General features: G+C 68.6%; 25 protein-coding genes and 2 tRNA genes. 16 read left to right on the forward strand and 11 right to left on the reverse strand.

All coding sequences use genetic code 11. The features are described 5' to 3' along the window. Positions 1-20 precede the first annotated feature (20 nt). The 6 genes from folD (at position 21) to orn (ending at position 5,421) form a co-directional block, all read left to right on the forward strand. Positions 21-902, forward strand: coding sequence for a bifunctional methylenetetrahydrofolate dehydrogenase/methenyltetrahydrofolate cyclohydrolase FolD (folD, locus tag JGR64_RS06700; protein WP_199372616.1), 882 nt, complete (start codon positions 21-23; stop codon positions 900-902). A 78-nt stretch (positions 903-980) separates the two neighbouring features. Continuing rightward, positions 981-2,438, forward strand: coding sequence for an IMP dehydrogenase (guaB, locus tag JGR64_RS06705; protein ID WP_199372617.1), 1,458 nt, complete (start codon positions 981-983; stop codon positions 2,436-2,438). 1 nt (position 2,439) lies between these two features. Further along, positions 2,440-2,661, forward strand: coding sequence for a hypothetical protein (locus JGR64_RS06710; RefSeq protein ID WP_199372618.1), 222 nt, complete (start codon positions 2,440-2,442; stop codon positions 2,659-2,661). Continuing rightward, complete coding sequence (gene guaA / locus JGR64_RS06715; protein WP_199372619.1) at positions 2,658-4,241, forward strand: glutamine-hydrolyzing GMP synthase; 1,584 nt, start codon at positions 2,658-2,660, stop codon at positions 4,239-4,241. Before JGR64_RS06710 ends, guaA begins: the two co-directional genes overlap by 4 nt. Positions 4,242-4,315: 74 nt before the next feature. Further along, complete coding sequence (gene tadA / locus JGR64_RS06720; protein ID WP_199372620.1) at positions 4,316-4,813, forward strand: tRNA adenosine(34) deaminase TadA; 498 nt, start codon at positions 4,316-4,318, stop codon at positions 4,811-4,813. A 53-nt stretch (positions 4,814-4,866) separates the two neighbouring features. Further along, positions 4,867-5,421: an oligoribonuclease gene (gene orn / locus JGR64_RS06725; RefSeq protein WP_255531436.1), complete on the forward strand. Its 555-nt coding sequence runs from the start codon at positions 4,867-4,869 to the stop codon at positions 5,419-5,421. A gap of 428 nt (positions 5,422-5,849) precedes the next feature. Here the strand turns inward: orn and ppsA are convergent, their stop codons facing one another. Next, a complete protein-coding gene (gene ppsA, locus JGR64_RS06730) occupies positions 5,850-8,225 on the reverse strand; it encodes a phosphoenolpyruvate synthase (RefSeq protein WP_199372621.1) in 2,376 nt (791 codons plus the stop codon). Positions 8,226-8,360: 135 nt separating this feature from the next. On the opposite strand from ppsA, the gene JGR64_RS06735 reads away from it, so the two are divergent. The 3 genes from JGR64_RS06735 to JGR64_RS06745 are packed head-to-tail and all read left to right on the forward strand — an operon-like array spanning position 8,361 to position 9,933. Beyond that, the gene (locus JGR64_RS06735) at positions 8,361-9,182 is read left to right on the forward strand and encodes a pyruvate, water dikinase regulatory protein (RefSeq protein WP_199372622.1); all 822 of its coding nucleotides are present in this window, start codon (positions 8,361-8,363) and stop codon (positions 9,180-9,182) included. 39 nt (positions 9,183-9,221) lie between these two features. Next, complete coding sequence (locus JGR64_RS06740) at positions 9,222-9,755, forward strand: DUF1249 domain-containing protein (protein ID WP_199372623.1); 534 nt, start codon at positions 9,222-9,224, stop codon at positions 9,753-9,755. Between the two features lie 4 nt (positions 9,756-9,759). Continuing rightward, the gene (locus JGR64_RS06745) at positions 9,760-9,933 is read left to right on the forward strand and encodes a hypothetical protein (RefSeq protein ID WP_199372624.1); all 174 of its coding nucleotides are present in this window, start codon (positions 9,760-9,762) and stop codon (positions 9,931-9,933) included. 73 nt (positions 9,934-10,006) lie between these two features. Here JGR64_RS06745 and JGR64_RS06750 read toward each other — a convergent pair. From JGR64_RS06750 to JGR64_RS06780, 7 genes are all read right to left on the reverse strand, one after another. Then, a tRNA-Glu gene (locus JGR64_RS06750) sits at positions 10,007-10,082 on the reverse strand. A 38-nt stretch (positions 10,083-10,120) separates the two neighbouring features. Next, positions 10,121-10,196: transfer RNA gene (locus tag JGR64_RS06755), tRNA-Ala, on the reverse strand. A gap of 69 nt (positions 10,197-10,265) precedes the next feature. Further along, positions 10,266-11,174, reverse strand: coding sequence for a copper resistance protein B (locus JGR64_RS06760; RefSeq protein ID WP_233347997.1), 909 nt, complete (start codon positions 11,172-11,174; stop codon positions 10,266-10,268). Then, positions 11,171-12,937, reverse strand: a complete 1,767-nt coding sequence (locus JGR64_RS06765; protein WP_199372625.1) for a copper resistance system multicopper oxidase — start codon at positions 12,935-12,937, stop codon at positions 11,171-11,173. The genes JGR64_RS06760 and JGR64_RS06765 overlap by 4 nt, the downstream gene beginning before the upstream one ends. Before the next feature lie 16 nt (positions 12,938-12,953). Next, positions 12,954-15,254: a heavy metal translocating P-type ATPase gene (locus JGR64_RS06770; protein WP_199373217.1), complete on the reverse strand. Its 2,301-nt coding sequence runs from the start codon at positions 15,252-15,254 to the stop codon at positions 12,954-12,956. Between the two features lie 44 nt (positions 15,255-15,298). Continuing rightward, a complete protein-coding gene (locus JGR64_RS06775; protein ID WP_199372626.1) occupies positions 15,299-15,697 on the reverse strand; it encodes a heavy metal-responsive transcriptional regulator in 399 nt (132 codons plus the stop codon). Between the two features lie 6 nt (positions 15,698-15,703). Then, a complete protein-coding gene (locus JGR64_RS06780) occupies positions 15,704-16,075 on the reverse strand; it encodes a DUF411 domain-containing protein (protein WP_199373218.1) in 372 nt (123 codons plus the stop codon). Between the two features lie 320 nt (positions 16,076-16,395). Here JGR64_RS06780 and JGR64_RS06785 point away from each other — a divergent pair, with 320 nt between their 5' ends. From JGR64_RS06785 to JGR64_RS06805, 5 genes are all read left to right on the forward strand, one after another. Beyond that, a complete protein-coding gene (locus JGR64_RS06785; RefSeq protein WP_199372627.1) occupies positions 16,396-17,055 on the forward strand; it encodes an NAD-dependent dehydratase in 660 nt (219 codons plus the stop codon). A gap of 98 nt (positions 17,056-17,153) precedes the next feature. Beyond that, positions 17,154-17,426: a PepSY domain-containing protein gene (locus JGR64_RS06790; RefSeq protein ID WP_199372628.1), complete on the forward strand. Its 273-nt coding sequence runs from the start codon at positions 17,154-17,156 to the stop codon at positions 17,424-17,426. 11 nt (positions 17,427-17,437) lie between these two features. Beyond that, a complete protein-coding gene (locus tag JGR64_RS06795) occupies positions 17,438-18,016 on the forward strand; it encodes a cytochrome b/b6 domain-containing protein (RefSeq protein ID WP_233347999.1) in 579 nt (192 codons plus the stop codon). Positions 18,017-18,123: 107 nt separating this feature from the next. After that, entirely contained in the window at positions 18,124-18,816 is a 693-nt protein-coding gene (locus JGR64_RS06800; RefSeq protein WP_199372629.1) for a response regulator transcription factor, read from the forward strand. Continuing rightward, positions 18,813-20,213, forward strand: a complete 1,401-nt coding sequence (locus JGR64_RS06805) for an ATP-binding protein (RefSeq protein ID WP_199372630.1) — start codon at positions 18,813-18,815, stop codon at positions 20,211-20,213. The genes JGR64_RS06800 and JGR64_RS06805 overlap by 4 nt, the downstream gene beginning before the upstream one ends. Here the strand turns inward: JGR64_RS06805 and JGR64_RS06810 are convergent. Together JGR64_RS06810 and JGR64_RS06815 are read right to left on the reverse strand one after the other, a co-directional pair. Further along, a complete protein-coding gene (locus JGR64_RS06810; RefSeq protein WP_199372631.1) occupies positions 20,185-20,958 on the reverse strand; it encodes a glucose 1-dehydrogenase in 774 nt (257 codons plus the stop codon). The two genes, JGR64_RS06805 and JGR64_RS06810, sit on opposite strands and share 29 nt — an antisense overlap. Before the next feature lie 60 nt (positions 20,959-21,018). Beyond that, positions 21,019-22,410: an MBL fold metallo-hydrolase gene (locus JGR64_RS06815; RefSeq protein WP_234447013.1), complete on the reverse strand. Its 1,392-nt coding sequence runs from the start codon at positions 22,408-22,410 to the stop codon at positions 21,019-21,021. 186 nt (positions 22,411-22,596) lie between these two features. Between JGR64_RS06815 and JGR64_RS06820 the strand changes: the two genes are divergently transcribed. Continuing rightward, positions 22,597-23,289 carry a VIT family protein gene (locus JGR64_RS06820; protein ID WP_199372633.1) on the forward strand — a complete coding sequence of 231 codons (693 nt, stop codon included), beginning with the start codon at positions 22,597-22,599 and terminating at the stop codon, positions 23,287-23,289. 137 nt (positions 23,290-23,426) lie between these two features. Here JGR64_RS06820 and JGR64_RS06825 read toward each other — a convergent pair whose 3' ends face one another. Then, entirely contained in the window at positions 23,427-23,966 is a 540-nt protein-coding gene (locus JGR64_RS06825) for a hypothetical protein (RefSeq protein WP_199372634.1), read from the reverse strand. Positions 23,967-24,089: 123 nt separating this feature from the next. Here JGR64_RS06825 and hemN point away from each other — a divergent pair, with 123 nt between their 5' ends. Next, complete coding sequence (gene hemN, locus JGR64_RS06830) at positions 24,090-25,499, forward strand: oxygen-independent coproporphyrinogen III oxidase (RefSeq protein WP_199372635.1); 1,410 nt, start codon at positions 24,090-24,092, stop codon at positions 25,497-25,499. The last annotated feature ends 4 nt before the right edge of the window (positions 25,500-25,503 follow it).

A 25,503-nucleotide genomic window follows, 5' to 3' on the forward strand; every position in this document is an offset into this window, starting at 1 on the left:
CCCACGCCCACGGCACAGGCATGTCAGAGACTTCCAGCCAGGCCCGCATCCTCGACGGCAAGCGGATCGCCGATGAGCTCCTCGATGCGCTCAAGGTGCGCGTCGACCGCCGCATCGCCGCCGGGCACGCGCCGCCCGGGTTGGCCGTGGTGCTGGTGGGCGACAACCCGGCATCGCGCTCGTACGTGCGCAACAAGCGCCGCGCGGCCGGCATCGTCGGCATCCGAGCGCTTGATTTCGACCTGCCGGAAGGCACCAGCGAAGCCGAACTGCTGGCGCTGATCGACCGGCTCAACGCCGACCCGTCGGTCAACGGCATCCTCGTGCAGCTGCCGCTGCCCGGCATCCCCGATGCCACGCGCCTGATCCACCGCATCGACCCGCGCAAGGATGTGGACGGGTTCCATCCGGAAAACGTCGGCCACCTGGCGCTGCGCCAGTTCGGGCTGCGCCCGTGCACGCCGCGCGGCATCACCACGCTGCTGGCGTGGACCGATCGCCCGGTGCGCGGGCAGAGCGCGACGATCGTCGGCGTCAGCAACCACGTCGGCCGACCGATGGCGCTGGAGCTGATGATCGCCGGTTGCACGGTCACCAGCTGCCACAAGTTCACCCCGCCCGAGGTGCTGCGCCGCCACGTGGGCGAAGCCGACATCCTGGTGGTCGCCGTGGGCAAGCCCGGCATGATCCCGGGCGACTGGATCAAGCCGGGCGCGGTGGTGATCGACGTCGGCATCAACCGCCTCGACGACGGCCGCCTGGTCGGCGATGTCGGTTTTGCCGAAGCCGCCACGCGCGCGAGCTGGATCACGCCCGTGCCTGGCGGCGTTGGCCCCATGACCGTGGCCACGCTGATGCAGAACACCCTGGAAGCCGCCGAGGCTGCCGACGCCGCGGAATAGGGCGTTCCGCCCGCGCGGGGCGACCCGCCGGCCCGCGGCGGCGTACAATGGCGCGCTTCACTCCCAACTGGCCCGCCCATGCTGCGCATCCAGGCTGAAGCGCTGACCTACGACGATATTTCGCTGGTCCCCGCCCATTCCATCGTCCTGCCCAAGGACGTCTCGCTCGCCACCCGGCTGACGCGCACGCTGCGCCTCAACATGCCGATCGTGTCGGCCGCCATGGACACCGTGACCGAGGCCAGGCTCGCGATCGCGATGGCCCAGCTCGGCGGCATCGGCATCATCCACAAGAACATGAGCCTCGAGCGCCAGGCGATCGAGGTCGCCAAGGTCAAGAACTTCGAAGCCGGCGTGATCCGCGAGCCGTTCACGGTAGGCCCGGAGACCTCGATCGGCGAGGTGCTGCGCCTCACCCGCGCGCGCAACATCTCCGGCGTGCCGGTGGTCGACGGCGACCACCTGGTCGGCATCGTCACCGGGCGCGACATGCGCTTCGAGACCAAGCTCGACGATCCGGTGCGCAACGTCATGACGCGCAAGGAACGCCTGGTCACCGTGCGCGAAGGCGCTACCGACGATGAAGTCCTGCAGCTGCTGCACAAGCACCGCATCGAGAAGGTGCTGGTGGTCAACGACGACTTCCAGCTGCGCGGCCTGATCACCGTCAAGGACATCCAGAAGGCGCGCGACAACCCAAATGCCGCCAAGGATGCGTCGGAAAGCCTGCTGGTCGGCGCGGCGGTCGGCGTGGGCGGCGACACCGAGGCGCGCATCGAGGCGCTGGCCGCGGCGGGCGTCGACGTGATCATCGTCGACACTGCGCACGGGCACTCGCAGGGCGTGCTGGACCGCGTGGCCTGGGCCAAGAAGCGCTACCCGCAGATCGAGGTCGTCGGCGGCAACATCGTCACCGGAGATGCTGCGCTGGCACTGATGGACGCCGGTGCCGACGCGGTGAAGGTCGGCGTGGGCCCCGGTTCGATCTGTACCACCCGCGTGGTCGCAGGCGTGGGCGTGCCGCAGGTCACCGCGATCGACATGGTCGCCTCCGCGCTGCAGGACCGCATTCCGCTGATCGCCGATGGCGGCATCCGCTACTCCGGCGATATCGGCAAGGCGCTTGCCGCGGGCGCGTCCACGGTGATGATCGGCGGCCTGTTCGCCGGCACCGAGGAAACCCCGGGCGAAACCGAGCTCTACCAGGGCCGCAGCTACAAGAGCTATCGCGGCATGGGCAGCCTGGCGGCGATGGAGAAGGGCTCCAGCGACCGCTATTTCCAGGAGGCCGCCGACGCCGACAAGCTGGTGCCGGAAGGCATCGAAGGCCGCGTGCCGTACCGGGGCCCGCTGAGCGGCGTGATCCACCAGTTGATCGGCGGCCTGCGCGCCACCATGGGCTACGTCGGCTGCGCCACGGTCGAGGACATGCGCACCCGGCCGGAGTTCGTGAAGATCACCGGCGCGGGCCAGCGCGAGAGCCACGTCCACGACGTGCAGATCACCAAGGAACCGCCCAACTACAGGACCGGCTGACATGGCCGCACCTTCCGGCAAGCCACCGCGCCGGCGCCGCCTCGGCACCGGACTCCTGGTGCTGCTGCTGGTCGCCGCCGGCGTGTTCGCCTACGGCGAGTACCGCGCCTGGCAGCTGCGTGATTCCTGCACCGGCAACGCCGGCAGCTGGGACCGCGAACGCCAGCAATGCACCTTCCACGGCGGCGAAGTTCCCGCGCCGCCACCGAGCCAGACCCCATGACCGACCCGCATCGCGACAAGATCCTGATCCTCGATTTCGGCGCGCAGTACACGCAGCTGATCGCGCGCCGCGTGCGCGAACTCGGCACCTACTGCGAGATCTGGGCCTGGGACCATGACCCGGCCGAGATCGCCGCGTTCGCGCCGAAGGGCATCATCCTGTCCGGCGGGCCGGAGTCGACCACCGGCGCCGATGCGCCGGTCGCGCCGCAGGAGGTCTTCGACAGCGGCGTGCCGGTGCTGGGCATCTGCTACGGCATGCAGACCATGGCCAAGCAGCTGGGCGGCGAGACCGAGGCGGCCGACGCGCGCGAGTTCGGCCACGCCGAAGTCGTGCTGGTCGCCTCCGACAGCCTTTTCGGCGAGCTGAAGGACCACGCCGGCCTGCCGCCGCGGCTGGACGTGTGGATGAGCCACGGCGACCACGTCTCGCGCGCGCCGCCCGGCTTCACCGTCACTGCCAGGACCGCACGCGTGCCGGTGGCCGCCTTCGCCAACGAGGACAAGCGCTGGTACGGCGTGCAGTTCCACCCCGAGGTCACCCACACCAAGTCGGGCCAGGAGCTGCTGCGCCGGTTCGTGGTGGAGATCTGCGGCTGCGACACGCTGTGGACGGCCGAGCACATCATCGACGACCAGGTGGCGCGCGTGCGCGAAGCCGTCGGCGGTGACGAGGTCATCCTTGGCCTGTCTGGCGGCGTCGATTCGTCGGTGGTGGCGGCGCTGCTGCACCGCGCGATCGGCGACCAGCTGACCTGCGTCTTCGTCGATACCGGCCTCCTGCGCTGGCAGGAAGGCGACCAGGTCATGGCCACCTTCGCCGACGCGTCCGACGCGCACGGCCTGGGGATCCGCGTGATCCGTGTCGATGCGCGCGATCGCTATTTCGCGGCGCTCGCCGGCGTCACCGACCCCGAGGCCAAGCGCAAGATCATCGGCAACCTGTTCGTCGAGATCTTCGACGAGCAGGCCGGCAAGCTCGCCAATGCCAAGTGGCTGGCGCAGGGCACCATCTATCCGGACGTGATCGAGTCCGCCGGCAGCAAGACCGGCAAGGCGCACGTCATCAAGAGCCACCACAACGTCGGCGGCCTCCCCGAGCACATGAAGATGGGCCTGGTGGAGCCGCTGCGCGAGCTGTTCAAGGACGAGGTGCGGCGCATCGGCGTGGCGCTCGGCCTGCCGCACGAGATGGTCTACCGCCATCCCTTCCCGGGTCCCGGCCTGGGCGTGCGCATCCTCGGCGAAGTGCGGCCGGAGTACGCCGACCTGCTGGCGCGCGCGGATGCGATCTTCATCGAGGAGCTGCGCCTGGCGGACCTGTACGACAAGACCAGCCAGGCGTTCGCGGTGTTCCTGCCGGTGAAGTCGGTGGGCGTGGTGGGCGACGCGCGCGCCTACGAGTGGGTGATCGCGCTGCGCGCGGTGGAGACCATCGACTTCATGACCGCGCACTGGGCGCACCTGCCTTACGAATTCCTGGGTCGGGTGTCCAACCGGATCATCAACGAGGTGCGCGGCGTATCGCGCGTGGTGTACGACATCAGCGGCAAGCCGCCAGCCACCATCGAGTGGGAGTGACGCCAGCCGCGGCATTCGCCGCGCTAGCTTCGCTTCCGCTCCAGGCTGGGGGCGCAGGCCACTAGAATGCGCACATGCCTGCCAACGCAACCGACACCCAGGCCGACCGCGACCAGCGCTGGATGCGCCACGCGCTCGCGCTGGCCGAGCGCGCGGAACGCGAGTTCGACGAGATTCCGGTAGGGGCGGTCCTGGTGGACGCCGCGGACCAGGTGCTGGGCGAAGGCTGGAACCGCAACATCGGGGATCACGATCCAACCGCGCACGCCGAGATCGTCGCCATGCGCCAGGCGGGCAGGGCGCTGGGTAACCATCGCCTGCTCGGCTGCACGCTGTACGTCACCCTTGAGCCCTGTGCGATGTGCGCCATGGCGATGGTGCATGCGCGCGTGGCACGCGTGGTGTTCGGCGCCACGGATCCGAAGACCGGCGCCGCGGGTAGCGTCTTCGACCTGCTGGCCGATCCGCGCCACAACCATCGCGTGGTGGTGCATGGCGGAGTGCTGGCCGATGAAGCGGGCACGCGGCTGCGTGCGTATTTCCGCGCCAAGCGCGGCCGCCCGACGGCTTGAGCTCGGCGACCGCGCGTTATCATGCGCATCTCGAGACATGGCAGGGAGCAGGCGTGGGCGCGAATGACAGGCTGGTCTGGATCGACCTTGAAATGACCGGCCTCGACACCGGCGCGGACTCGATCCTCGAGATCGCGACTGTCGTCACCGATGCCAACCTCGAAGTACTGGCCACCGGCCCCGAACTGGCCATCGCGCATCCGCTCGAGCGGCTCGAAGCCATGGACGACTGGAACCGCAACCAGCACGGTCGCTCCGGCCTGTGGCGCCGGGTGCTCGAAGAAGGCGTGGACATGGCCGAGGCCGAAGAGCGCACGCTGGCGTTCCTCGGCGAATGGGTCGGGCCGAACCAGTCGCCGATCTGCGGCAATTCGATCTGCCAGGACCGCCGTTTCCTGCACCGCTGCATGCCGCGACTGGAGCGCTACTTCCACTACCGCAACCTCGACGTGAGCACGATCAAGGAGCTGGCGCGACGCTGGGCTCCGGAGGTCCTCGCGGGCATCCGCAAGGCCGGCACGCACACCGCGCTATCCGACGTGCAGGACTCGATCGCCGAGCTCCGCCACTATCGCCAGTCGATGGGCGCCTTCGCCCCCCGCGCCTGATTCCCAACGCCCTCGCATCGCTTCATCCGCCGGAGAGACAAGGGCGCGGCGCTCTTGCTTACGGGCGCCGGATACCAAGGCCCTTGAGGGCTCATGTCCCCCGGCGATGGCCTTGCGGCCATCGCCTCCTCCTTGACTTCCCCCTCAAGGGCCTTGGCACCCGGTGCGCCGCAATACGCCGTGGTTCGAGAAGCAGAGCCACGGCCCGCGATCTCGCGCATGCTTCCTGTACCGGCAGCCAGCACAGAGCCCCGCAGTGGCCGTGAGGCCGTCGCGGGGAAGTAAAGGAGGAGGTATCCGCCGCCAGGCGGATGCCGGGGGACATGAGCCGCAAAGGCCTCGCGGCCACCGCAGGGCTCCTTAGGTCACCAACAACAAGAAGGCCGGGCACGAAGCCCGGCCTTGCATGTCCGCGCCAGGCGTTCGCCTCAGCCGGCGGCCTTCGACTTGGCCAGCTTCAGCCAGGTGTCGACCACGGTGTCGGGGTTGAGCGACAGCGACTCGATGCCTTCCTGCATGAGCCACTCGGCAAGATCCGGATGGTCGCTCGGGCCCTGGCCGCAGATGCCGATGTACTTGCCCTTGGCTTTCGCCGTCTTGATGGCCATCGACAGCAGTTTCTTGACCGCCGGGTCGCGCTCGTCGAACAGGTGGGCAACGACCGCCGAGTCGCGGTCCAGGCCCAGGGTCAGCTGGGTCAGGTCGTTGGAGCCGATCGAGAAGCCGTCGAACATCTCCAGGAACTCGTCCGCAAGCAGCGCGTTGGACGGCACCTCGCACATCATGATGATCTTGAGCCCGTTGCGGCCGCGCACCAGGCCGTTGGCCTCGAGCACGTCGAGCACCTTCCGGCCTTCGTCCAGGGTGCGTACGAACGGGATCATCACCCACAGGTTGTCGAGGCCCATCTCCTCGCGCACGCGCAGCACCGCCTTGCACTCGAGCGCGAAGGCATCGGAGAACGACGGATCGACATAGCGGCTGGCACCGCGGAAGCCGATCATCGGGTTCTCTTCTTCCGGCTCGTAGCGCTGGCCGCCGAGCAGGTTGGCGTACTCGTTGGACTTGAAGTCCGACATGCGCACGATCACCGGGTTCGGCGCAACCGACGCGGTGAGCGTGGCGATGCCCTCGGCGAGGCGGTCGACGTAGAACTCGACCGGGCCCGCGTAGCCGGCGATGCGCGCATCGATCTTCTTGCGGATGTCCGCATCCTGCTGGTCGTACTGCAGCAGGGCGTTGGGGTGCACGCCGATGTGCGCGGCGATGATCATTTCCAGCCGCGCCAGGCCGATGCCGGCGTTGGGCAGCTGGCCGAAGTCGAACGCGCGCTCCGGGTTGGCCACGTTCATCATGATCTTGAGTGGTGCTTCGGGCATCGACGAGAGGTCGGTGGTGATGCGCTCGAAGGGCAGGGCGCCGTCATAGATGTAGCCGGTGTCACCCTCGGCGCAGCTGATGGTGACGATGCTGCCGTCCTGGATCGTGTCCAGGGCGTTGCCGGTGCCCACGACCGCCGGCACCCCGAGTTCGCGGGCGATGATGGCGGCGTGGCAGGTGCGGCCACCGCGATTGGTGACGATGGCGGCGGCGCGCTTCATCACCGGCTCCCAGTCGGGGTCGGTCATGTCGGCGACCAGCACGTCGCCCGGCTGCACGCGGTTCATGTCGTCGAGCGTGCGCACCACGCGCGCGGTGCCGGAGCCGATCTTCTGGCCGATGGCGCGGCCTTCGGTCACCACGGGGCCACGGGCGCCGAGCAGGTAACGTTCGATCTGCGTGGCCTTGGCACGCGACCTGACGGTTTCCGGGCGCGCCTGGACGATGAACAGCTTGCCGCTGGCGCCGTCCTTGGCCCACTCGATGTCCATCGGGCGACCGTAGTGCTCCTCGATGGTCAGCGCCTGGCGGGCAAGCTCCGCCACGTCGGCATCGTCGATCGAGAAGCGGTTGCGCAGCGCCTCGGGCGTGTCCTCGTTGCGCACGCGTTCGCCGGGCTGGTCGGAATACACCATCCGGATCTGCTTGGCGCCGAGCGAGCGTCGCAGGATCGCCGGCTTGCCCTGGCGCAGCGTGGGCTTGTAGACATAGAACTCGTCCGGGTTCACCGCACCCTGCACGACGTTCTCGCCCAGGCCGTAGCTGGAGGTGATGAACACCACGTCGCGGAAGCCGGACTCGGTGTCGAGCGTGAACAGCACGCCGGACGCGCCGATGTCCGAACGCACCATCAGCTGTACGCCCGCCGACAGGAACACGTCCTCGTGCTTGAAGCCGTGGTGCACGCGGTAGGCGATGGCGCGGTCGTTGTAGAGGCTGGCGAACACCTCCTTGACCTTGACCACCACGTCGTCGGCACCGGTGACGTTGAGGTAGGTCTCCTGCTGGCCTGCGAAGCTGGCGTCGGGCAGGTCCTCGGCAGTGGCCGATGAGCGCACCGCCACCGCGACTTCGCCGCCACCGTTGCTGGCGCAGAGCTTGGCGTAGGCGTCGCGGATGTCCTGCTCGAGCTCGGCCTGGAGCGGGGCGTCGATCACCCAGCCGCGGATCTCGGTGCCGGCGCGGTTGAGCGCCGGTACGTCCTCGACGTCGAGCGTCGCGAGCTTGTCGAAGATGCGCTGGTGCAGGTCGTTGTGCGCGACGAACGCCTGGAAGGCATCCGCAGTGGTGGCAAAACCGCCCGGCACCGAAACGCCGAGCCTCGCCAGGTTGCCGATCATCTCGCCAAGCGAAGAGTTCTTGCCGCCCACCTGGGCAAGGTCGGTCAGGCGCAGGTCGTCAAGCCACAGGATATTGGCGCTCAAAACGGGCACTCCGGAGATGCGAAGGGGTCACGCGGGGAAGGGAGCCACGACGCCAGGGGCGCCGGGGGCCGACATTGGCTATTTTAGCAAGCCCGCACGCCGCAATGCCCGCGGCTTTCCCCACAGGAACAACGCATGACAATGCCGCGCCCGGTCTTCTATGTCTCAGACGGCACCGGAATCACCGCTGAAACGATCGGCCACAGCCTGCTGACGCAGTTCACCGACACCCGTTTCTCCACCGAGCGCATTCCCTTCGTGGACAGCGTGGAGCGCGCCACCGAGATCGCCGCGCGCATCCAGGCGGCCGGCGTGACCAGCGGCCTGCGCCCGATCGTGGTCAATTCCTGCGTGGATCCCGACCTGACCCAGGCGATCGCCGGGAGTGGGGCGCTGGTGCTGGACGTGTTCGCGCCGTTCATCGCGCCGCTCGAGGCTGAACTGGGCCAGATGCGCCAATCGCGGGTCGGGCAGGCGCACGGCATGGTCGACTTCGACAGCTACCACCGGCGCATCAACGCCATGAACTACGCGCTGACCCATGACGACGGCATCGCCATCAACTACGACGCGGCCGACGTGATCCTGGTCGCGGTCTCCCGCGCCGGCAAGACGCCGACCTGCGTCTACCTGGCCCTGCATTACGGCGTCAGCGCCGCCAACTACCCGCTGACCGAAGAGGACCTGGAGCATGATCGCCTGCCGCCGCGGCTGCGCGCGCACCGCAGCAAGCTGTTCGCGCTGACCATCGACCCCGTGCGACTGCAGCAGATCCGCCAGGAGCGGCGCCCCAATTCGAAGTACTCGCAGCTGGAGACCTGCAGGCGCGAGGTGGCGGCGGCGGAGGCGCTTTACCGTGCCGAGCGCGTGCCGGTGCTGAGCACCACGCACACCTCGATCGAGGAAATCGCCAGCAAGGTGATGAACACGCTGGGCATCCGCCGCGGGATGTTCTGACCCGGCCCCGGTGCAGGCGGCTGCGTGTAGGATCGGGACATGTCCAGTCTTGCCTCACGCCACCTCCAAGTTCCGCAGCTCAGCCGCTTCGGCTGGCTGATGGCGCTGTATGCCGAGAACCACGCGCGCCTGGTGCGCCTGTTCGAACCCGGCGACCTGGCCGGGGGCACGTACCTTTCGCGGATCGGCGACGGATTGGACCTGCGGCTGGACGTGATCGCGCGCCATGCCTACACCAGCGAACTGCGCCTGGCGTACGACGCGCTGCCGGATCCGGTGACCGGCGAGCCGGATCCATCGGTCTACGTACGCCTGTATCGCGATGCGCGCCAGGCGGAGGCGACGCATTGCTACGTCGGGCGCCGCTGGCAGGACACCATCGGCATGTTTCCGCCTCCCAAGGCGGTGCTGGGCCACCGCGTGCGCATGAACACGTTCCTCGGCAAATGGCTGCAATACCTGGCCGAACAGGGGCACGGGGTGGCGACTCTTGTGCCCGCCATGGCTTCATCCGACGCGCCGTGCGCGGTGCTAGCATCGGCGGGCACGTCCCCAGAACCCACCCCGAGGTGATTCCATGACGACCAAGCTCGACAAGCCCCTGAAGCGCGAAGTCCAGATCGGCGACAAGGCCTACACCCTCACCATCGACGCGACCGGCCTCAAGCTTGTCGAAAAAGGGCATCGCAAGGGCATCGAGGTCGACTGGACCGAGATCGCCAACCGCGATGGCGGCGGAAACCACGGCTGAACGCGCAGCGCCAGCCGGCGCGATCACCGCATAAAGAAAAAGCCCGCCAATGGCGGGCTTTTTCATGCAACGTTGGCGTCCCCACGGGGATTCGAACCCCGGTGTCCACCGTGAAAGGGTGGTGTCCTAGGCCTCTAGACGATGGGGACCTGGATCTTTGACCGCTGGTCCCGAAGGACCTTGTGATTGGTGGAGCCAGGCGGGATCGAACCGCCGACCTCCTGCATGCCATGCAGGCGCTCTCCCAGCTGAGCTATGGCCCCACGTCTTGGTGAGCGCGAGATTCTAGGGGTGGCGACGGATACCGTCAACACCTGCGTGATGCGAATTCTTCAGAACCACCAGCGGACGCCCACAACCCACTGCGTGTCGTCGACATCCGCACCTGCCGCGCGGCGCAGATCTGCGCTGTGCCCGTGGCGCCGTTCCTGGACGATGCCGATGTAGGGCGCGAACTGGCGATGGATTTCGTAGCGCAGGCGCAGGCCGGTTTCGGTCGACGACAGCCCCGAGCCGATTCCGCGCGCCGCGTCGTCCTCGCCATGCAGCCAGGCACCGAGCACCGGCTGCAGTACCAGGCGATTGGTCAGCAGCAGGTCGTATTCGAGCTGCAGGTGGGCTGCGGTGCGGCCGGATTCGCCGACATAGGCGGTCGCGGCGACCTCGAAGCGGCCGGGTGCGAGGCCCTGGATGCCGATGGCGCCCCAGGTGCGCGACGGTCCGGGCTGGATGTCCTGGCGCACGCCCGCGACCACGTCCCACCATGGGCCGATGCTGCGGCCGTACAGCAGCTCGACGTCGGCGTGGTGGGTGCGCCCGCCGCCGCGTTCCGCGCCGGCGCGCAGCCACAGCCGGTCGGTGTCGGTGCCATACCAGGCTTCTCCTTCGACACGCTGGCCGCGGCCAGCGTCGCCGTCGGTGAACTCGAAGTGGTCGAGCAGCACGCGCCAGTTGCGAGGCGAGGCGTGTTCCATGCCGTGCGCGAGGTCGGGGAAAGCGGCTGCGCGATCCGCCTCGGTGGGTGCGGGAACGGGGACGTGCGGCTGGCTGGCGTCGTCGCCATGGCTGAGCGCGTGATGTGGCGGCGTCGCCTGGCCAGCCGGCGCGGGCTCCCCATGCTGCTGCGGCGGTTGCGGGTGCTTCGCTTGTTGTGCGTGCTGCGCGTGCTGCTGTGCAGCTGCATCCGCGCCAGCCGCCAGCAGCAGCGTCGCGAAGGCTGCCATCGGCGCCAGGCGGCTCATGCGGACTCCTCCACGCGCACTTCGCGCATCATGCCCGCCTCCATGTGGTACAGCAGGTGGCAGTGGAAGGCCCATCGCCCGAGCGCATCGGCCCGCACGCGATAGCTGCGCCGCGTACCCGGCGGCATGTCGACGGTGTGCTTGCGCACCTGGAAGTTCCCGTCGGCGTCTTCGACATCGCTCCACATGCCGTGCAGGTGGATGGGGTGGGTCATCATGGTGTCGTTGACCAACACGATGCGCATGCGCTCGCCGTAGTTGAGCCGCAGCGGCTCCGCGCCGCTGAACGGCTGCGCGTCGAACGACCAGGCGAACTTCTCCATGTGCCCGGTGAGGTGCAGCTCGACCTCGCGCGAAGGCTCGCGGCCATCCGGATCGCCGCCGATCGAATGCAGGTCCGCGTAGGTGAGCACGCGCCGGCCGTTGTCACGCAGGCCGATGCCGGGGTCGTCGAGCTTGGGCGCCGGCGTCATGGTCTGCATGTCGACGATCGGACTGCCGTCCTCGCGCGGCGGATGCGCCTGCATCGCCATGGCGCCTGCGCCATGGCCCATGTGCGCGCCGCAGCCGCCCTCGGCCATCATCGCGCCGCAGCCGCCCTCCATGCCCTTGCCGCCGCCGGCATGGCCGCCGTGGCCCATGTCGTCCATGGTCAGCAGCGGGCGCGGATCGTTGGCCGGGACCGGCGCGGACAGGCCCGGTCGCACGGCGAGCGTGCCGCGCGCGTGCCCGGTGCGCCCCATGTCCTGCGCGAAGATGGTCCACGCATCCTGGCCGGACGGCTCCACGATCACGTCGAAGGTTTCAGCCACCGCGATGCGGAATTCGTCGACGCTCACCGGATGGATCGGCAGGCCGTCGGCGGCGACCACGGTCATCTTCAAGCCCGGGATGCGCACGTCGAAGTAGGTCATGGCGGAGGCGTTGATGAAGCGCAGCAGCACCTTTTCGTCGCTGCGGTACAGCCCGGTCCAGTTCGCCGCCGGCGTGCTGCCGTTGCAGAGATAGGTGTAGGTGTGTGCATTGATGTCGGAGATGTCGGTGGGCGTCATGCGCATCCGGCCCCAGGCGGCGCGGTCGCGCAGGGTGGCGGCCAGGCCGTCGCTGCGCACGTCGCGCACGAAATCGCCGACAGTCGGTTTGTAGTAGTTGTCGAACTCGGCCAGCTTCTTCATCCGCCGGTACAGCGCAGCGGGGTCGTGGTCGGTCCAGTCCGACAGCAGCACCACGTGCTCGCGGTCGTAGCGGTAGGGCAGGGGCGCGATCGGATCGATGATGATCGCGCCGTACAGCCCGGCCTGCTCCTGGAACAGCGAATGGCTGTGGTACCAGTAGCTGCCCGACTGGCGCAGCGTGAAGCGGTAGAGCCAGGCCTCGCCTGGCGCGATGCCGTCGAAGCTGAGCCCCGGCACCCCGTCCATGTTGGCCGGCAGCAGGATGCCGTGCCAGTGGATCGAGGTCATCGCATCGGGCAGCCGGTTGGCGACGCGCAGGGTGACCGTGTCGCCTTCGCGCCAGCGCAGGACCGGCGCGGGCAGCTGGCCATTGACGGTGATGGCACGCCGCACGCGGCCGGTGAAGTCGACCTCGGTGGAGCCGATGGCGAGGTCGAAGTCACGGCCGCGCAGCTCGGTGCCGGGCGTCGCGCGCCCGATGGCGGGGCCGTTGCCGGCCCAGCTGTTGAACGCCAGCACCGTGCCAGCGGCGGCGACGCCGGTGACGAACTGGCGGCGCGCGGGATCGAGCGGTGTGTCTCGTGTCATCTGCGGATTCCGGGATTCAATGGAAGCGGCGCGCGCCAAGGCGCAGTGCATTGGCGACGACCGACACCGAGCTCAGGCTCATTGCCAGCGCCGCCAGCATCGGGCTGAGCAGCAGGCCGGTGAACGGATACAGCACGCCGGCGGCCACCGGCACGCCGATCGCGTTGTAGAGGAACGCGAAGCCGAGGTTCTGCTTCATGTTGGCCACCGAGGCCTGCGCGATGCGCCGTGCACGCACGATGCCGCGCAGGTCGCCGCCGACCAGCGTCACCTGTGCGCTCGACATGGCGACGTCGGTGCCGGTGCCCATGGCGATGCCGACGTCGGCGGACGCCAGCGCCGGCGCGTCGTTGATGCCGTCGCCAGCCATCACCACGCGACGGCCTTCGCCCTGCAGGCGCGCGACCAGTGCCGACTTGTCGGCGGGTCGCATCTCGCCGTGGACCTCGTCGATGCCCAGTTCGCGCGCCACCGAGCGTGCGGTTGCTTCGCCATCACCGGTGGCCATGACCATGCGGATGCCGGCGGCATGCAGGCCGGCGATCGCCTCGTGGGTGCTGGCCTTGACCGGATCTGCCAGCACCACCAGGCCGGCAAGGCGGCCGTCGACGGCCACGTGGACCACGCTCGCGCCCTCCGCGCGCAAGGCGTCGGCGCGAGCGGCGAGTGGCGCGGGATCCGCGCCGGCTGCGCGCATCATCACGGTATTGCCGACCGCGATCGCGTGGCCGTCGATGCGGCCGCGCACGCCGGTCCCCGTGTCGGAGTCGAACGCCTCGGCCGCTGACAGTGGCAGGCCACGCGCACGCGCCTCGGCGACGATCGCATCGGCCAGCGGGTGCTCGCTCAGCTGGTCGAGGCTGGCAGCGAGCCGCAGGACCTCCGTGGCATCGAAGCCGTCGGCAGCCAGCACATCACGGAACGCCGGCCGTCCCTCGGTGAGCGTGCCGGTCTTGTCGACGACGAGCGTGTCGACAACGGCAAGGCGCTCGATGGCCTCGGCATCGCGGAACAGCACGCCGACCTTCGCCGCGTTGCCGGTCGCCACCATGATCGACATCGGCGTGGCCAGGCCCAGCGCGCAGGGGCAGGCGATGATCAGCACCGACACCGCGTTGAGCAGCGCGAACGTCCACGACGGCTCCGGCCCGAACATTCCCCAGGCGAAGAACGCCAGCACCGCGATCGCCAGCACCGCCAGCACGAACCAGTAGGCGACCGTGTCGGCCAGCCGCTGCATCGGCGCGCGCGAACGCTGCGCCTGTGCGACCAGCTGCACGATGCGCGCCAGCACGGTGTCGGCGCCGACCTGCGTGGCGCGGATCACCAGCGCGCCGTTGCCATTGAGCGTGGCGCCGACCACGCGGTCACCGGGTGCCTTGGCGACCGGCACCGGCTCCCCGGTGAGCATGGATTCGTCCACCGGCGAGCGGCCCTCGATCACCTCGCCGTCCACCGGCACCTTTTCGCCGGGGCGCACGCGCAGGTGGTCGCCGACGTGCACGTGCGCGAGCGGGATGTCTTCGTCGCCGCCATCGGCGCGCATCCGACGCGCCGTGGTGGGTGCGAGACCCAGCAGCGCCTTCATCGCCGACGAGGTCCTGGCACGCGCCCGCAGTTCCAGCAGCTGGCCGAGCAGGGTCAGGGAGATGATCGTGGCCGCGGCTTCGAAGTACACGCCGACCCGGCCGTGCGCGCGGAAGCCCTCCGGGAACAGTCCGGGCGCGATGGTCGCAACCGCGCTGTACACGAAGGCCGCCGACACGCCGACGCCGATCAGCGTCCACATGTTCGGGCTGCGGTTGCGGATCGACGCCACGCAGCGCTCGAGGAACGGCCAACCTGCCCACATCACCACCGGCGCGGTGAGCGCGAACTCGAGCCAGGTGCGCGCATCCGTCGACAGCGCGTGCAGGTGGTGCCCCCACATCGCCAGCACCATGACCGCCGCAGTCAGTGGCAGCGTCCACCAGAAGCGGCGCGAGAAATCGACGAGTTCGGGGTTGCCGCTATCTTCCAGCGACGGCATTTCGGGCTCGAGCGCCATGCCGCAGATCGGGCAGGTGCCCGGACCTTCCTGGCGGATCTCGGGATCCATCGGGCAGATGTAGATCGTGCCGGGCGGCGCGTCAGACACGGTGGCGGGGGCAGGGGAGAGGTAGCGCACCGGGTCGGCCACGAATTTCGTGCGACAGCCGGCGGAGCAGAAGTGGTGGTCGACGCCGTCGTGACGGGCGTGGTGCGCGCTGCGCGCCGGGTCGACCGCCATGCCGCACACGGGGTCCCTGGCCGCGGCAGTGGCGCCGGCGGCGTGCATGTCGCACGCACTGCCGGCGTGGGTGGCGGCCTCGTCATGCCTCGTCATTGGTCCTCACCGGAAAGCGAGGACAGGATGGGGCAGTGCGTGACATCGCCGTGGCCGGGGCAGGCGTCCACCAGGGCGCGCAGGCCGTCGCGGATGCGCTCCAGCTCATCGATTTTGCGCTCGACCTCGCCCAGGCGCAGGGTCGCGGCCTGGCGCACGGCCGCCATGTCCTCGCCACGGGTGGACGACAACGCCAGCAGGTCGCGGATCTCGCGCAGCGTGAACCCAAGGCCCTTGGCACGCCGCACGAAGCGCAGCCGTGCGACATCGTCGTCGCCGAAACTGCGATAGCCGGATGCCTGGCGCTCCGGCGCGGGCAGCACGCCGTTGCGTTCGTAGTAGCGGATCGTGTCGATCGGCGTGTCGGTGCGCTTGCTGAGTTGTCCGATCTGCATGGCCGCCTACTCGCCGTGGCGGGCGTAGACCGACGTCGTGCCGTCGCGCGCCACCAGCTCGACCACGAACGGCTGCACCCGTCCGTCCGGCATTTCCATCCCCGGCGAGCCGGCCGGCATGCCCGGGAGCACAAGGCCCCTGGCGTCCGGCTTCTCCGCCAGCAGGCGCTTGATGTCCTCCGCGGGCACGTGGCCCTCGATGAAGTAACCGCCGATCTCGGCCGTATGGCAGGACCCCTTGCTGTACGGCACGCCGAGTGACTCCTTGACCGGGCCCATGTCGTCGACGTCGCGCACCTCGATGCCGAAGCCGGCGGCACGCATGTGCTCGATCCACGCGCTGCAGCAGCCGCAGCTCGGGCTCTTGTGCACGAGCATCGTGGGCAGGGCCGCGCTCGCCGGTGCGGCTGCGGCGACTCGGGGTGAAGCCTGTCCTGCGGGCACGCTCGCGTTGCTGCATGCGAGCAGCGCCAGCGGCAGCAGGAAGAGCAGTGTGCGCGGGCGCTTGCGGATGATCGAGCGATGCATGGGAAGTCTCCACGATGGATGGCCCCCGGGTGCGCGGGTGTGCCTGATGGCGCGTAGTGTGGACCCTTGAGCAAGGTCCAAGGTCAAGCAGGGGTGCGGTTCGCGTGATAACCAACTCGAGATCTATCGCATAAGCTACGGATTCATATGACATTAGGTAGGTGTAATCCATGAAGCTGCTGCTTGTGGGCGCAACCGGGCTGGTGGGCAGCCACGTCCTGGCGCTCGCGCTGGCCGACCCCCGGATCGGATCCGTGGCTGCTCCCGCGCGGCGTGACCTGCCCGCGCATCCACGACTGCTGTCTCCCCGCGTGGATTTCGAGCACTTGCCAGAATCCGCCAGCTGGTGGCAGGCGGACGCCGTGATCTGCACGCTGGGGACCACGCTGCGGGCGGCCGGGTCGCGTGAGGCGTTCCGCCAGGTCGACTACGCGTATCCGCTTGCCGTCGCCCGCATCGCCAGGCGCCACGGCACGCCGACCTGTGTGCTCAACTCGGCAATGGGCGCGGATGTCGCGTCGAAATTCTTCTACAACCGCATCAAGGGCGAACTGGAGCGCGACCTGGCACAGGTCGGTTTTACGTCGCTGACGTTCGTGCGCCCCGGGCTGATCGGCGGCGAGCGCGACGAGTTCCGCCCTGGTGAACGCGCCATGGCAGCTGTGCTCCGCGCTGCAGCGCCCATCCTGCCGCGGCGGTGGCGGATCAATCCCGCTGCGAACATCGCGAGGGCGCTGATCGAGGCGGCGGTTGGTGCCGCCGACGGCATGCACGTGGTTCCGAGCGAGGATCTGTTCCGGCCCGAGACCAACAAGCCGCCACAGAAGTGACCGCGTGCGACCGGGAGGCCGGCGCTTCTTAAGCGCCCCATAAGCCGGTGGCGCTGCAATGCCTCCGTGGGCAGTCAGCCCGCTTACGGAGAACCTTCATGAAAGCCCTGCGTCCCGCCGTCGCCGTTGCCGCCGTGCTGCTGGCTCCAGCCGCCTTTGCCGGCCCGAAGTGCACCGATGCGCCGCGCAGCCAATGGCTGCCCGAACATGCCATGCAAGAACGCATCACCGCGGCCGGCTACACCATCGACAAGTTCAAGGTGTCCGGCTCGTGCTACGAAATCTACGGCAGGGACAAGGACCGCCGCCGAGTGGAGATCTACTACGACCCGACCGATGGCCGCGTCGTCAAACAACGCGGCGATGAGTGAGGAGGCCGGCGATGGGCACGATCCTGCATTCCGCGGCCGGGCACCGTCAGGGCACCGGCCAACCGATGGTCAAGGTCTGGGATCCGCTGCTGCGGCTGGTCCACTGGTCGTTGGCGGCCTGCATCCTTGCTGCGTTCCTGGTGGAGGAGGGTGACACCGCCCATCGGCTGCTGGGCTATACCGCCCTGGGCTTGATCGCGTTCCGTGTGCTGTGGGGGCTGGTCGGGCCCAGGCATGCGCGCTTCCGTGACTGGGTGCGCGGGCCGCGCGCGGTCGCGGGCTATGTTCGCGAGCGGCTGGCCGGCCGCTCGCGCCGCCGACTGGGCCACAACCCGGCCGCCGCGGTGATGATGCTGCTGCTGATGGCAGGCGTCGCCGCGGTGGGCATGACAGGTTGGATGCAGACCTGGGATGCGTTCCGCGGCGCCGAGTGGCTCGAGGAGACGCACGAGGCGCTGGCCTGGGGCCTGCTCTGCCTGATCGGCTTCCACGTGTTGGCGGCGATCACCGAGAGCCTGCATTACCGCGAGAACCTGATTGCCGCGATGCTGCACGGCCGCAAGCGGGCGCTGGATGATGACGCCCGCTGATGTCGGGCCGCAGGGTGCCTCCGCCCGTCGGTCGGTCCGGGCGGGGGCGGGCCAGGCCCTTGCCCAGGATCAAGGCGGTGTCTGGAGCGCTGGCTTAGCGTGGGGCCATGCGCATCCTCCTCGCTGAAGATGACCGTGCCCTGGGCCGCGCGCTGGCGGACGGGCTTCGCCACCTCGGCCACGCGGTCGACTGGGTCGAGGACGGCAGGCACGCATTGCACGCATTCGACACGACGCCCTACGCGGCCGCGGTCCTGGACTGGAACCTGCCGCGGATGAGCGGCGTCGAGCTGATCGCCACGCTGCGGCACCGGGGCGACCGCACACCCGTGTTGCTGCTGACTGCGCGTGATGCCATCGATGATCGCATTGCAGGACTGGACTGCGGAGCCGACGACTATGTGGTCAAGCCCGTGCACCTGGAGGAACTGGCCGCGCGCATGCGCGCATTGCTGCGCCGCGGGGGCGGCGATCCGGCGCCGCAGCAACGGCTCGGTGCCCTGGAACTCGACCCGTCCACGCGCAGCGCGCAGTTGCTGGGTGCCCCGCTCGAACTGTCCCCGCGCGAATACGCCCTGCTGGAGTCGCTGGCCGCGCATCCCGGCCGGGCGTTGTCGCGCCCGCAATTGGAGGAAGCGGTCTACGGGTGGGGTGAGGAGGTTGCCAGCAACGCGATCGAGGTCCATGTCCACCACCTGCGCCGCAAGCTCGGTCCGGGCTGGGTGCGCACGCTGCGCGGCGTGGGCTACGCGCTGTATCCGCCGGATGCCGCGGTGGATGCCGCCGGAACGCAGCCGTGAAGCGGCCCTCCCTGCAGCGCCGGCTGCTGTGGTGGGTGGGCGTGCCGGTGGTGGTCCTGTGGCTGGGTGCGGGGCTGTGGCTGGCCCAGGGTGCGCAGCACGAGACAGCCGAGATGTTCGACCGCGAGCTGCAACGCACCGCCGCCAGCGTATTCGCGGTGATCGCCGCGATGCCCGCTGATGCACTCATCCGGCGCGACGGGCTGCAAGACGTCGACCATGACAACGAGGGTCCACGCCCGGAGATCGTGGTGTGCGACCGCAACGGCCGCGTGCTGCTCGATGCTTCGAGCTTGCCGCCGCTCGATGTCGACGAGGGCGACGCCCACTTCCACACGCTGCGCCACACCGGCGAAGCCTGGCGCGTGTACCAGCTCTGGGACGCGGCAGGCCGGCATTGGATCCAGGTCGCCGCGCCGTTGCACGATCGCGACGAATTGTTATGGGGACTGGTCCAGGCAATGCTGGTGCCGCTGCCCGCGCTGCTGTTCCTGCTGCCGTTTGCGACCTGGCTTGGGCTCCGCGCGGGCCTCGCGCCGCTGCGCGCGGTCTCGCGCGCGATCGACGCCCGGCCAGCGCTCACGCCGGTGCTGAGCCGTGACGACGTGCCCGACGAGCTGCTGCAGCTGACCCGAGGGGTGGATGCGCTCGTGGGCACGTTGAACGCCGCCCTGGAGCGCGAGCGCCGCTTCACCGCTGACGCCGCGCACGAACTGCGACACCCGCTGTCAGTCCTTCAGATGGAGCTGGACCTCGCCGCAAGTGCCGGCGACGCCGCGGTCCGCCGGCTGCACCTGCAGCGCGCCCGTGAAAGCCTGCAGCGCATGGAGCGGCTGGTGGCGCAACTGCTGACGTTGGCCCGCGTGGACTCGCTGGACGCCTTGCCGGACGCCGCTCCGCTGTCGTTGGCGACGCTGGTGCGCAGGGTGATGGCCGAGGCCGGCGAGCGCGCGCTTCCCCGTGGCATCGCGCTGTCGCTTTCGGCGCCAGGCGAGCCCATGGTGCATGGCAGCCGCGGCCTGCTGGAGATCGCCGTGCACAACCTGGTGGACAACGCGATCATCCACGGGCGCAGGAGCGGTCAAGTGCAGGTCGGCGTGCAGGGGTGGGGCGACTGGGTCGAACTGAGCGTCGAGGACGACGGCGCCGGCATCCGCGACGAACACGTCTCGCGGCTGGGCGACCGGTTCCTCCGCAGTGGCGGCAGCGGCAGTGGCCTGGGTCTGTCGATCGTGCACGCGATCGCCACCTTGCACGGCGGCTCACTTGTCGCCGGGCGCTCCGCTGCGGGTGGTGCCCGGGTGGTGCTGCGGTTGCCACGGCAGGGGCAGCCCCCTGACGGCATACCCATTTCCAGACAGGACGCGGTCAGCGCGCCGTGTAGCCACCGTCGATGACCAGTTCGGCTCCCGTCATGAATTTCGACTCGTCCGATGCGAGGTAGACCACACCCCAGGCGATGTCATCGGGCTCGCCGACATGGCCGAGTGCGTGGAGCTTGCCCAGCTCTTTGCGCGCGCTGTCCAGATCCGTTGCCCCGCTGGAACTCAGGTAATGGGCCACCATCGGTGTCCAGATGAAGCCCGGGTGTACCGAGTTGACGCGGATCCCGTCCGCCGCATAGAGCAGGGCATCGGTCTTGGTCATCAGGGTGACCGCGCCCTTGGAGGCGTGGTACGGCGGCACGTCGGGTGCGCCGACCAGTCCGTAGATCGACGACAGGTTGATGATGCTGCCCTTGCCGGCACGCCGCATGCACGGAAGCACGTGCTTGGTGCAGAAGAACACGCCCTTGACGTTGACGCCCTGTACCCGGTCCCACTCCGCCTCGCTTATCTCGTGAGTGGGCTTGTTGATGCCGGATATGCCAGCGTTGTTCACCAGCACATCGACGCCGCCGAAGTGCGCGACGACCTCGTCCACGGCTGCGCGCACGGATACCTCGCTGCTGACGTCGACGTGCCAGTACCGCGCTTCGTGCCCGTTCGCGCGCATCTCGTCCTGTAGTGCGATGCCGTCGCTATCGAGGACGTCGAACAGCGCAAGACGGGCTCCCTCATCCGCCAGTCGCAACGCGCACGCGCGACCGATGCCGAGGGCGGCCCCGGTGACGACACAGGTCTTGCCAAGGGTGCGGTTCATGCCTGTTCCTTCGATGCCTGCGAATCCGATGCGGATGCGTTGTGGGTAGGGCGCGTCGTTTCAATTCAAACTTGCGGATTCCATGAAGTCGGGTACATGTGCCTGCCAACCCAGTTCGCGCTGTATGCGGACGCGCAGTGCATCGGCGGCGCCGGGCTCGCCATGGGTGATGAACACGCCCTTGGGTTCACGCGGTGCAGAGCGCAGCCAGTCGAGAATTTCGCCCGCGTCCGCGTGTGCGGACGCGGCGGAGAGCTGGACGACCTCGGCGCGGATCGGGACGTCCTGCCCAAAGATGCGCACCGTAGTCGCGCCGGCAGCGATGGACGCGCCACGTGTGCCACCCGCCTGGAACCCGCACAGGACGATGGCGTTCCGCGAATCCGGCGCGAACGCAGCGAGATGGTGAAGCACGCGCCCACCCGTTGCCATGCCACTTGCAGACACGATCACCATCGGCCCGTGGCGGCGGTTGAGCGCCTTGGATTCTTCGGCGTCGGTGACGACCCGTGTATTCCGGTGAAGCGCATCCAACGCAACTCCATCGATTCGATGGAGCTCTGGATAGTCGCGGTACAGATCTGTCACGCCACGGGCCATGGGACTGTTGAGATATGCGGGCATCGGCGGGACCTCCCCGGCACCCTGCAGCTGGGCAATGAGATGCAACAGCAGCTGGGCGCGGCCCACGGCGAATGCGGGTATCACCACCACGCCGCCGCGCGCGGCGACACGCCGCAGGACGTCACGCAACTCATCCCTGAGCGAGCCGGGCGGATGCGTCCGGTCGCCGTAGGTGGATTCGGTGACGATCCAGTCAGAATCCGCAGGCGGTGCAGGCGCACGCATCACCGCATCGTCCGGTCGCCCGATGTCGCCGCTGAAGGTGATGCGCCCGCCTTGATATTGGAGTGTCACCGCTGCCGCGCCGAGGATATGGCCCTGGTATCGCAGGCTTGCCTGCACGCCGGGTACCGGCTCGAACTGTTCGTCGAACGCGACGCCCTGCAGCCGCCGCAAGCTCAGGATGGCATCCTGCTCGCTGTAGAGGGGTTCTGCCGGATGATGCCTGGAGCTGCCCTTCTTGTTGGCGTACGACGCCTCTTCCTCCAGCAGGTGTCCAGAGTCCGGCAGCAGGATATTGCACAGGCTCCTGGTCGCCTGCGTGCACCACACGCGCCCCCGGAATCCCGAACGCACCAGTCGGGGCACGTAGCCGCTGTGGTCGAGATGCGCATGGCTCAGGATCAGCGCGTCGATCGACGCAGGCTCGACAGGGAAGGGTGCCCAGTTCCTCAGCCGCAACACTTTGTAGCCTTGGAACAGGCCGCAATCGACCAGGATCCGTGAACTGCCAGCCTCGACCAGGTAGCGGGACCCCGTGACAGTACCGGCCGCGCCGAGGAACGTGACGCGGAAGGCGGAGGTCGGGGTCGTTGACATCTCTGTCATGGCTTTGCTGGTGGAGGTGGCAAATCCCGGCCCAACGCAGAGTGGAATAAGCAGCGGCAAAGCCGGCCCGCGAAGCGGGAGGTTACGTTGGCAAAACGATCGAAGGTGCTGACTTCGGCCATGCGGCGTACAGTAAGTACGCACCCGGTATCGGCCTGGGATCCATCAACAATCCGGCGGAACGCTATGCGCCATGCGGAGCGGCATCGGAGTCACAGGATCGGATGGCTCCGAGCCGCGGTCCTCGGCGCCAACGATGGCCTCATCTCTACGAGCAGCCTGATTGTCGGCGTGGCAGCCGCGGATGCCCCGATCAGGAGTGTCCTGCTCGCCGGCTTGGCAGGCCTCGTTGCCGGTGCGCTGTCGATGGCTGCCGGAGAGTATGTTTCTGTCAGCTCCCAATCGGATACCGAGCGGGCCGATACGGAGAAAGAGCGCAAAGAGCTGAAATCCCAGCCTGCGGCGGAGTTGCAGGAGTTGGCGGGCATCTACGAGCAACGGGGCCTGAGTCCCTCATTGGCACTCGAAGTGGCCAGGGAACTGACCGCGCTGGACCCCCTGTCGGCGCACCTGCGCGATGAGCTCGGCATCTTCGAATCAACGCGGGCCCGACCGCTGCTGGCTGCCTTGGCATCGGCGGGCTCGTTCTGCGTCGGCGCGGCAGCTCCCATGGCAGTGGCGGCATTCTGGGCCGCGGGCAACTTGCCGCTGGTGATCGCGGCAACCTCCCTGGTCCTGCTCGCGGTACTCGGGGGCATCTCGGCGCGCATGGGTGGGGCCGCAATCGCGCGTGGCGCGTTGCGCGTCCTGGCCTGGGGCGCGCTGGCAATGGCGATGACCGCAGGGATCGGGAAGTTGTTCGGGACCGTGGGGATTTGACGACGTTCAAGGGATGTCTAGAACTTCGCATAATGCACATTATGTAAATACGGGAAGGTCAGGCAACCAGGAACGTGCCCGCATCGCCCCTCACCGGGCTTGATCGTTCCCGGCCGCCATGCCTGTTGCGTGCTCCGCTACTTGCACGCCTCGTACACCTGGTCGTCGAGCTTGCGCAGCAGATCGTGCGTGCGCTTGAGGCCCACACGGCGCAGCGTGTCTTCGCGACGTGCCTTCGCGGCATCGCATCCGCTGCGACGGCCGTCGCTCCGTGAAGGCCAGTATCCCGACGTCGACCTCCCGCCGCGTGGCGTCAGCGATTCCAGATATCGGGAATTGGCGTCGTCCTGGCGGCGCCGACGCTCCAGCTCGGCGGCTCGCTCCGCGGTCATGACCTCGGGCGTCGCGTCATACGACGCGGCCTGGCGCTGCCCGTCGGGACAGGCGCCGCTGGTGAAGGTGACGTGGCCGTCGCGGCCGGTGCATTTCTGCACGGTCTGCGCCCATGCAGGCATTGCCCAGGCCGCCCACATCAGCAGCAGGAGTCCAGCCAGCGCCGGCGCTGTGAAACGGTTCTGCGGCGGAATCCTTTCCGTTGCCATGGTGTTCGTCCTTGAGTCAGTCCCGGGGTGCGTGACCGAAACCGCGACCGCGCCGCGGAATCGCCCGCGCAGCATGTCACCGATCCCGGCCCTGTGCAGCCGTTCGCGATTCCCATGTTTCCGTACGTCGAAGACGGTGTGTGCAGGCCTTGACCACGATCAAGGTGCCCTGCCCCGCTGGCGGACAAGATATCCGCCATGGACGCCTCCCTCCCTTTCAACGCCGAGCTCCTGCGACGCTACGATCGCCCGGGCCCGCGCTACACCTCCTATCCGACCGCGCCGCAGTTCAGCGCCGCATTCGGGGAAGACCAGCTGCGCGAAGCGGTGGATGCCAGCAACGGGGACCCGATCCCGCGCCGGCTGTCGTTGTATGTCCACGTCCCGTTCTGCGTCAGCCCGTGCTTCTACTGCGGCTGCAACCGCATCATCACCCGCGACAAGTCGCGCGCCGAGAGCTACCTGGCGCGCCTGTACCGCGAGATCGACCTCGTTGCGTCGATGTTCGACCGCGACCGCGAAGTCGTGCAGCTGCACCTCGGTGGCGGCACGCCGAACTTCATGGCACCCGGCCAGCTGGGTGAGCTGGTCGACACGTTGCGCCGCCAGTTCCATTTCGCGCGGCCCGAGGAAAGCGACATCTCGATCGAGCTCGATCCGCGCTTCGTGTCGCCAGCCGATATCGCCGAGCTCGGCCGCATCGGGTTCAACCGGGCGAGCTTCGGCGTGCAGGATTTCGACCCGATCGTGCAGGAAGCCGTCAACCGCATCCAGTCGGTGGAGGAGACGCGCGCGGTGGTCGATGCCTGCCGCGCCAACGGCTTCCGCTCGGTCAACGTGGACCTGATCTACGGGCTGCCGAAGCAGAACCCGACGGGCTTCGCGCGCACGATCGAGACGGTGTTGGAAATGCGGCCGGACCGGCTGGCGGTGTATGGCTACGCGCACATGCCCGAGCTGTTCCGCGCGCAGAACCAGATCGATGCCGCGGACCTGCCCGGCGCGGAGGAAAAACTGGGCCTGCTCGAGCTGGCAATCACGCGCCTGTCCGCCGCCGGCTACGAATACATCGGCATGGACCACTTCGCCCTGCCCGACGACGAGCTCGCCATGGCGCAGGCGCGCGGCAGCCTGCACCGCAACTTCATGGGTTACACCACCCACGCCGACAGCGACCTGATCGGCCTCGGCGTCAGCGCGATCAGCCACGTCGGCGACACCTTCAGCCAGAACCCGCGCGACCTGCCGGGTTGGCAGATCGCCATCGACGAAGGTCGGCTGCCGGTGTTCCGCGGCATGCGCCTGAGTGCCGACGACATCCTGCGTGCGGATCTCATCCAGCGACTGATGTGCCAGGCCGAGGTGCCGGTGGATGCGCTGGAGCGCCGCCACGACATCGTGTTCGCCGAGTACTTCGCGGCGGAAATCGAACGCCTGCGCCCGCTCCAGGAGGACGGCCTGGTGCGCCTCGAGCCGGGCCGGATCGTGGTGACCGCGCGCGGCCGGCTGTTGTTGCGTAATATCGCGATGTGCTTCGACCACTACCTGCCCGCTCCAGACGCCACGCCGGCCGATTCCACCCGGCCCCGCTTCTCCCGCGCCATCTGACGCC

Source organism: Luteimonas sp. MC1572 (assembly GCF_016615815.1).
Classification (GTDB): domain Bacteria; phylum Pseudomonadota; class Gammaproteobacteria; order Xanthomonadales; family Xanthomonadaceae; genus Luteimonas.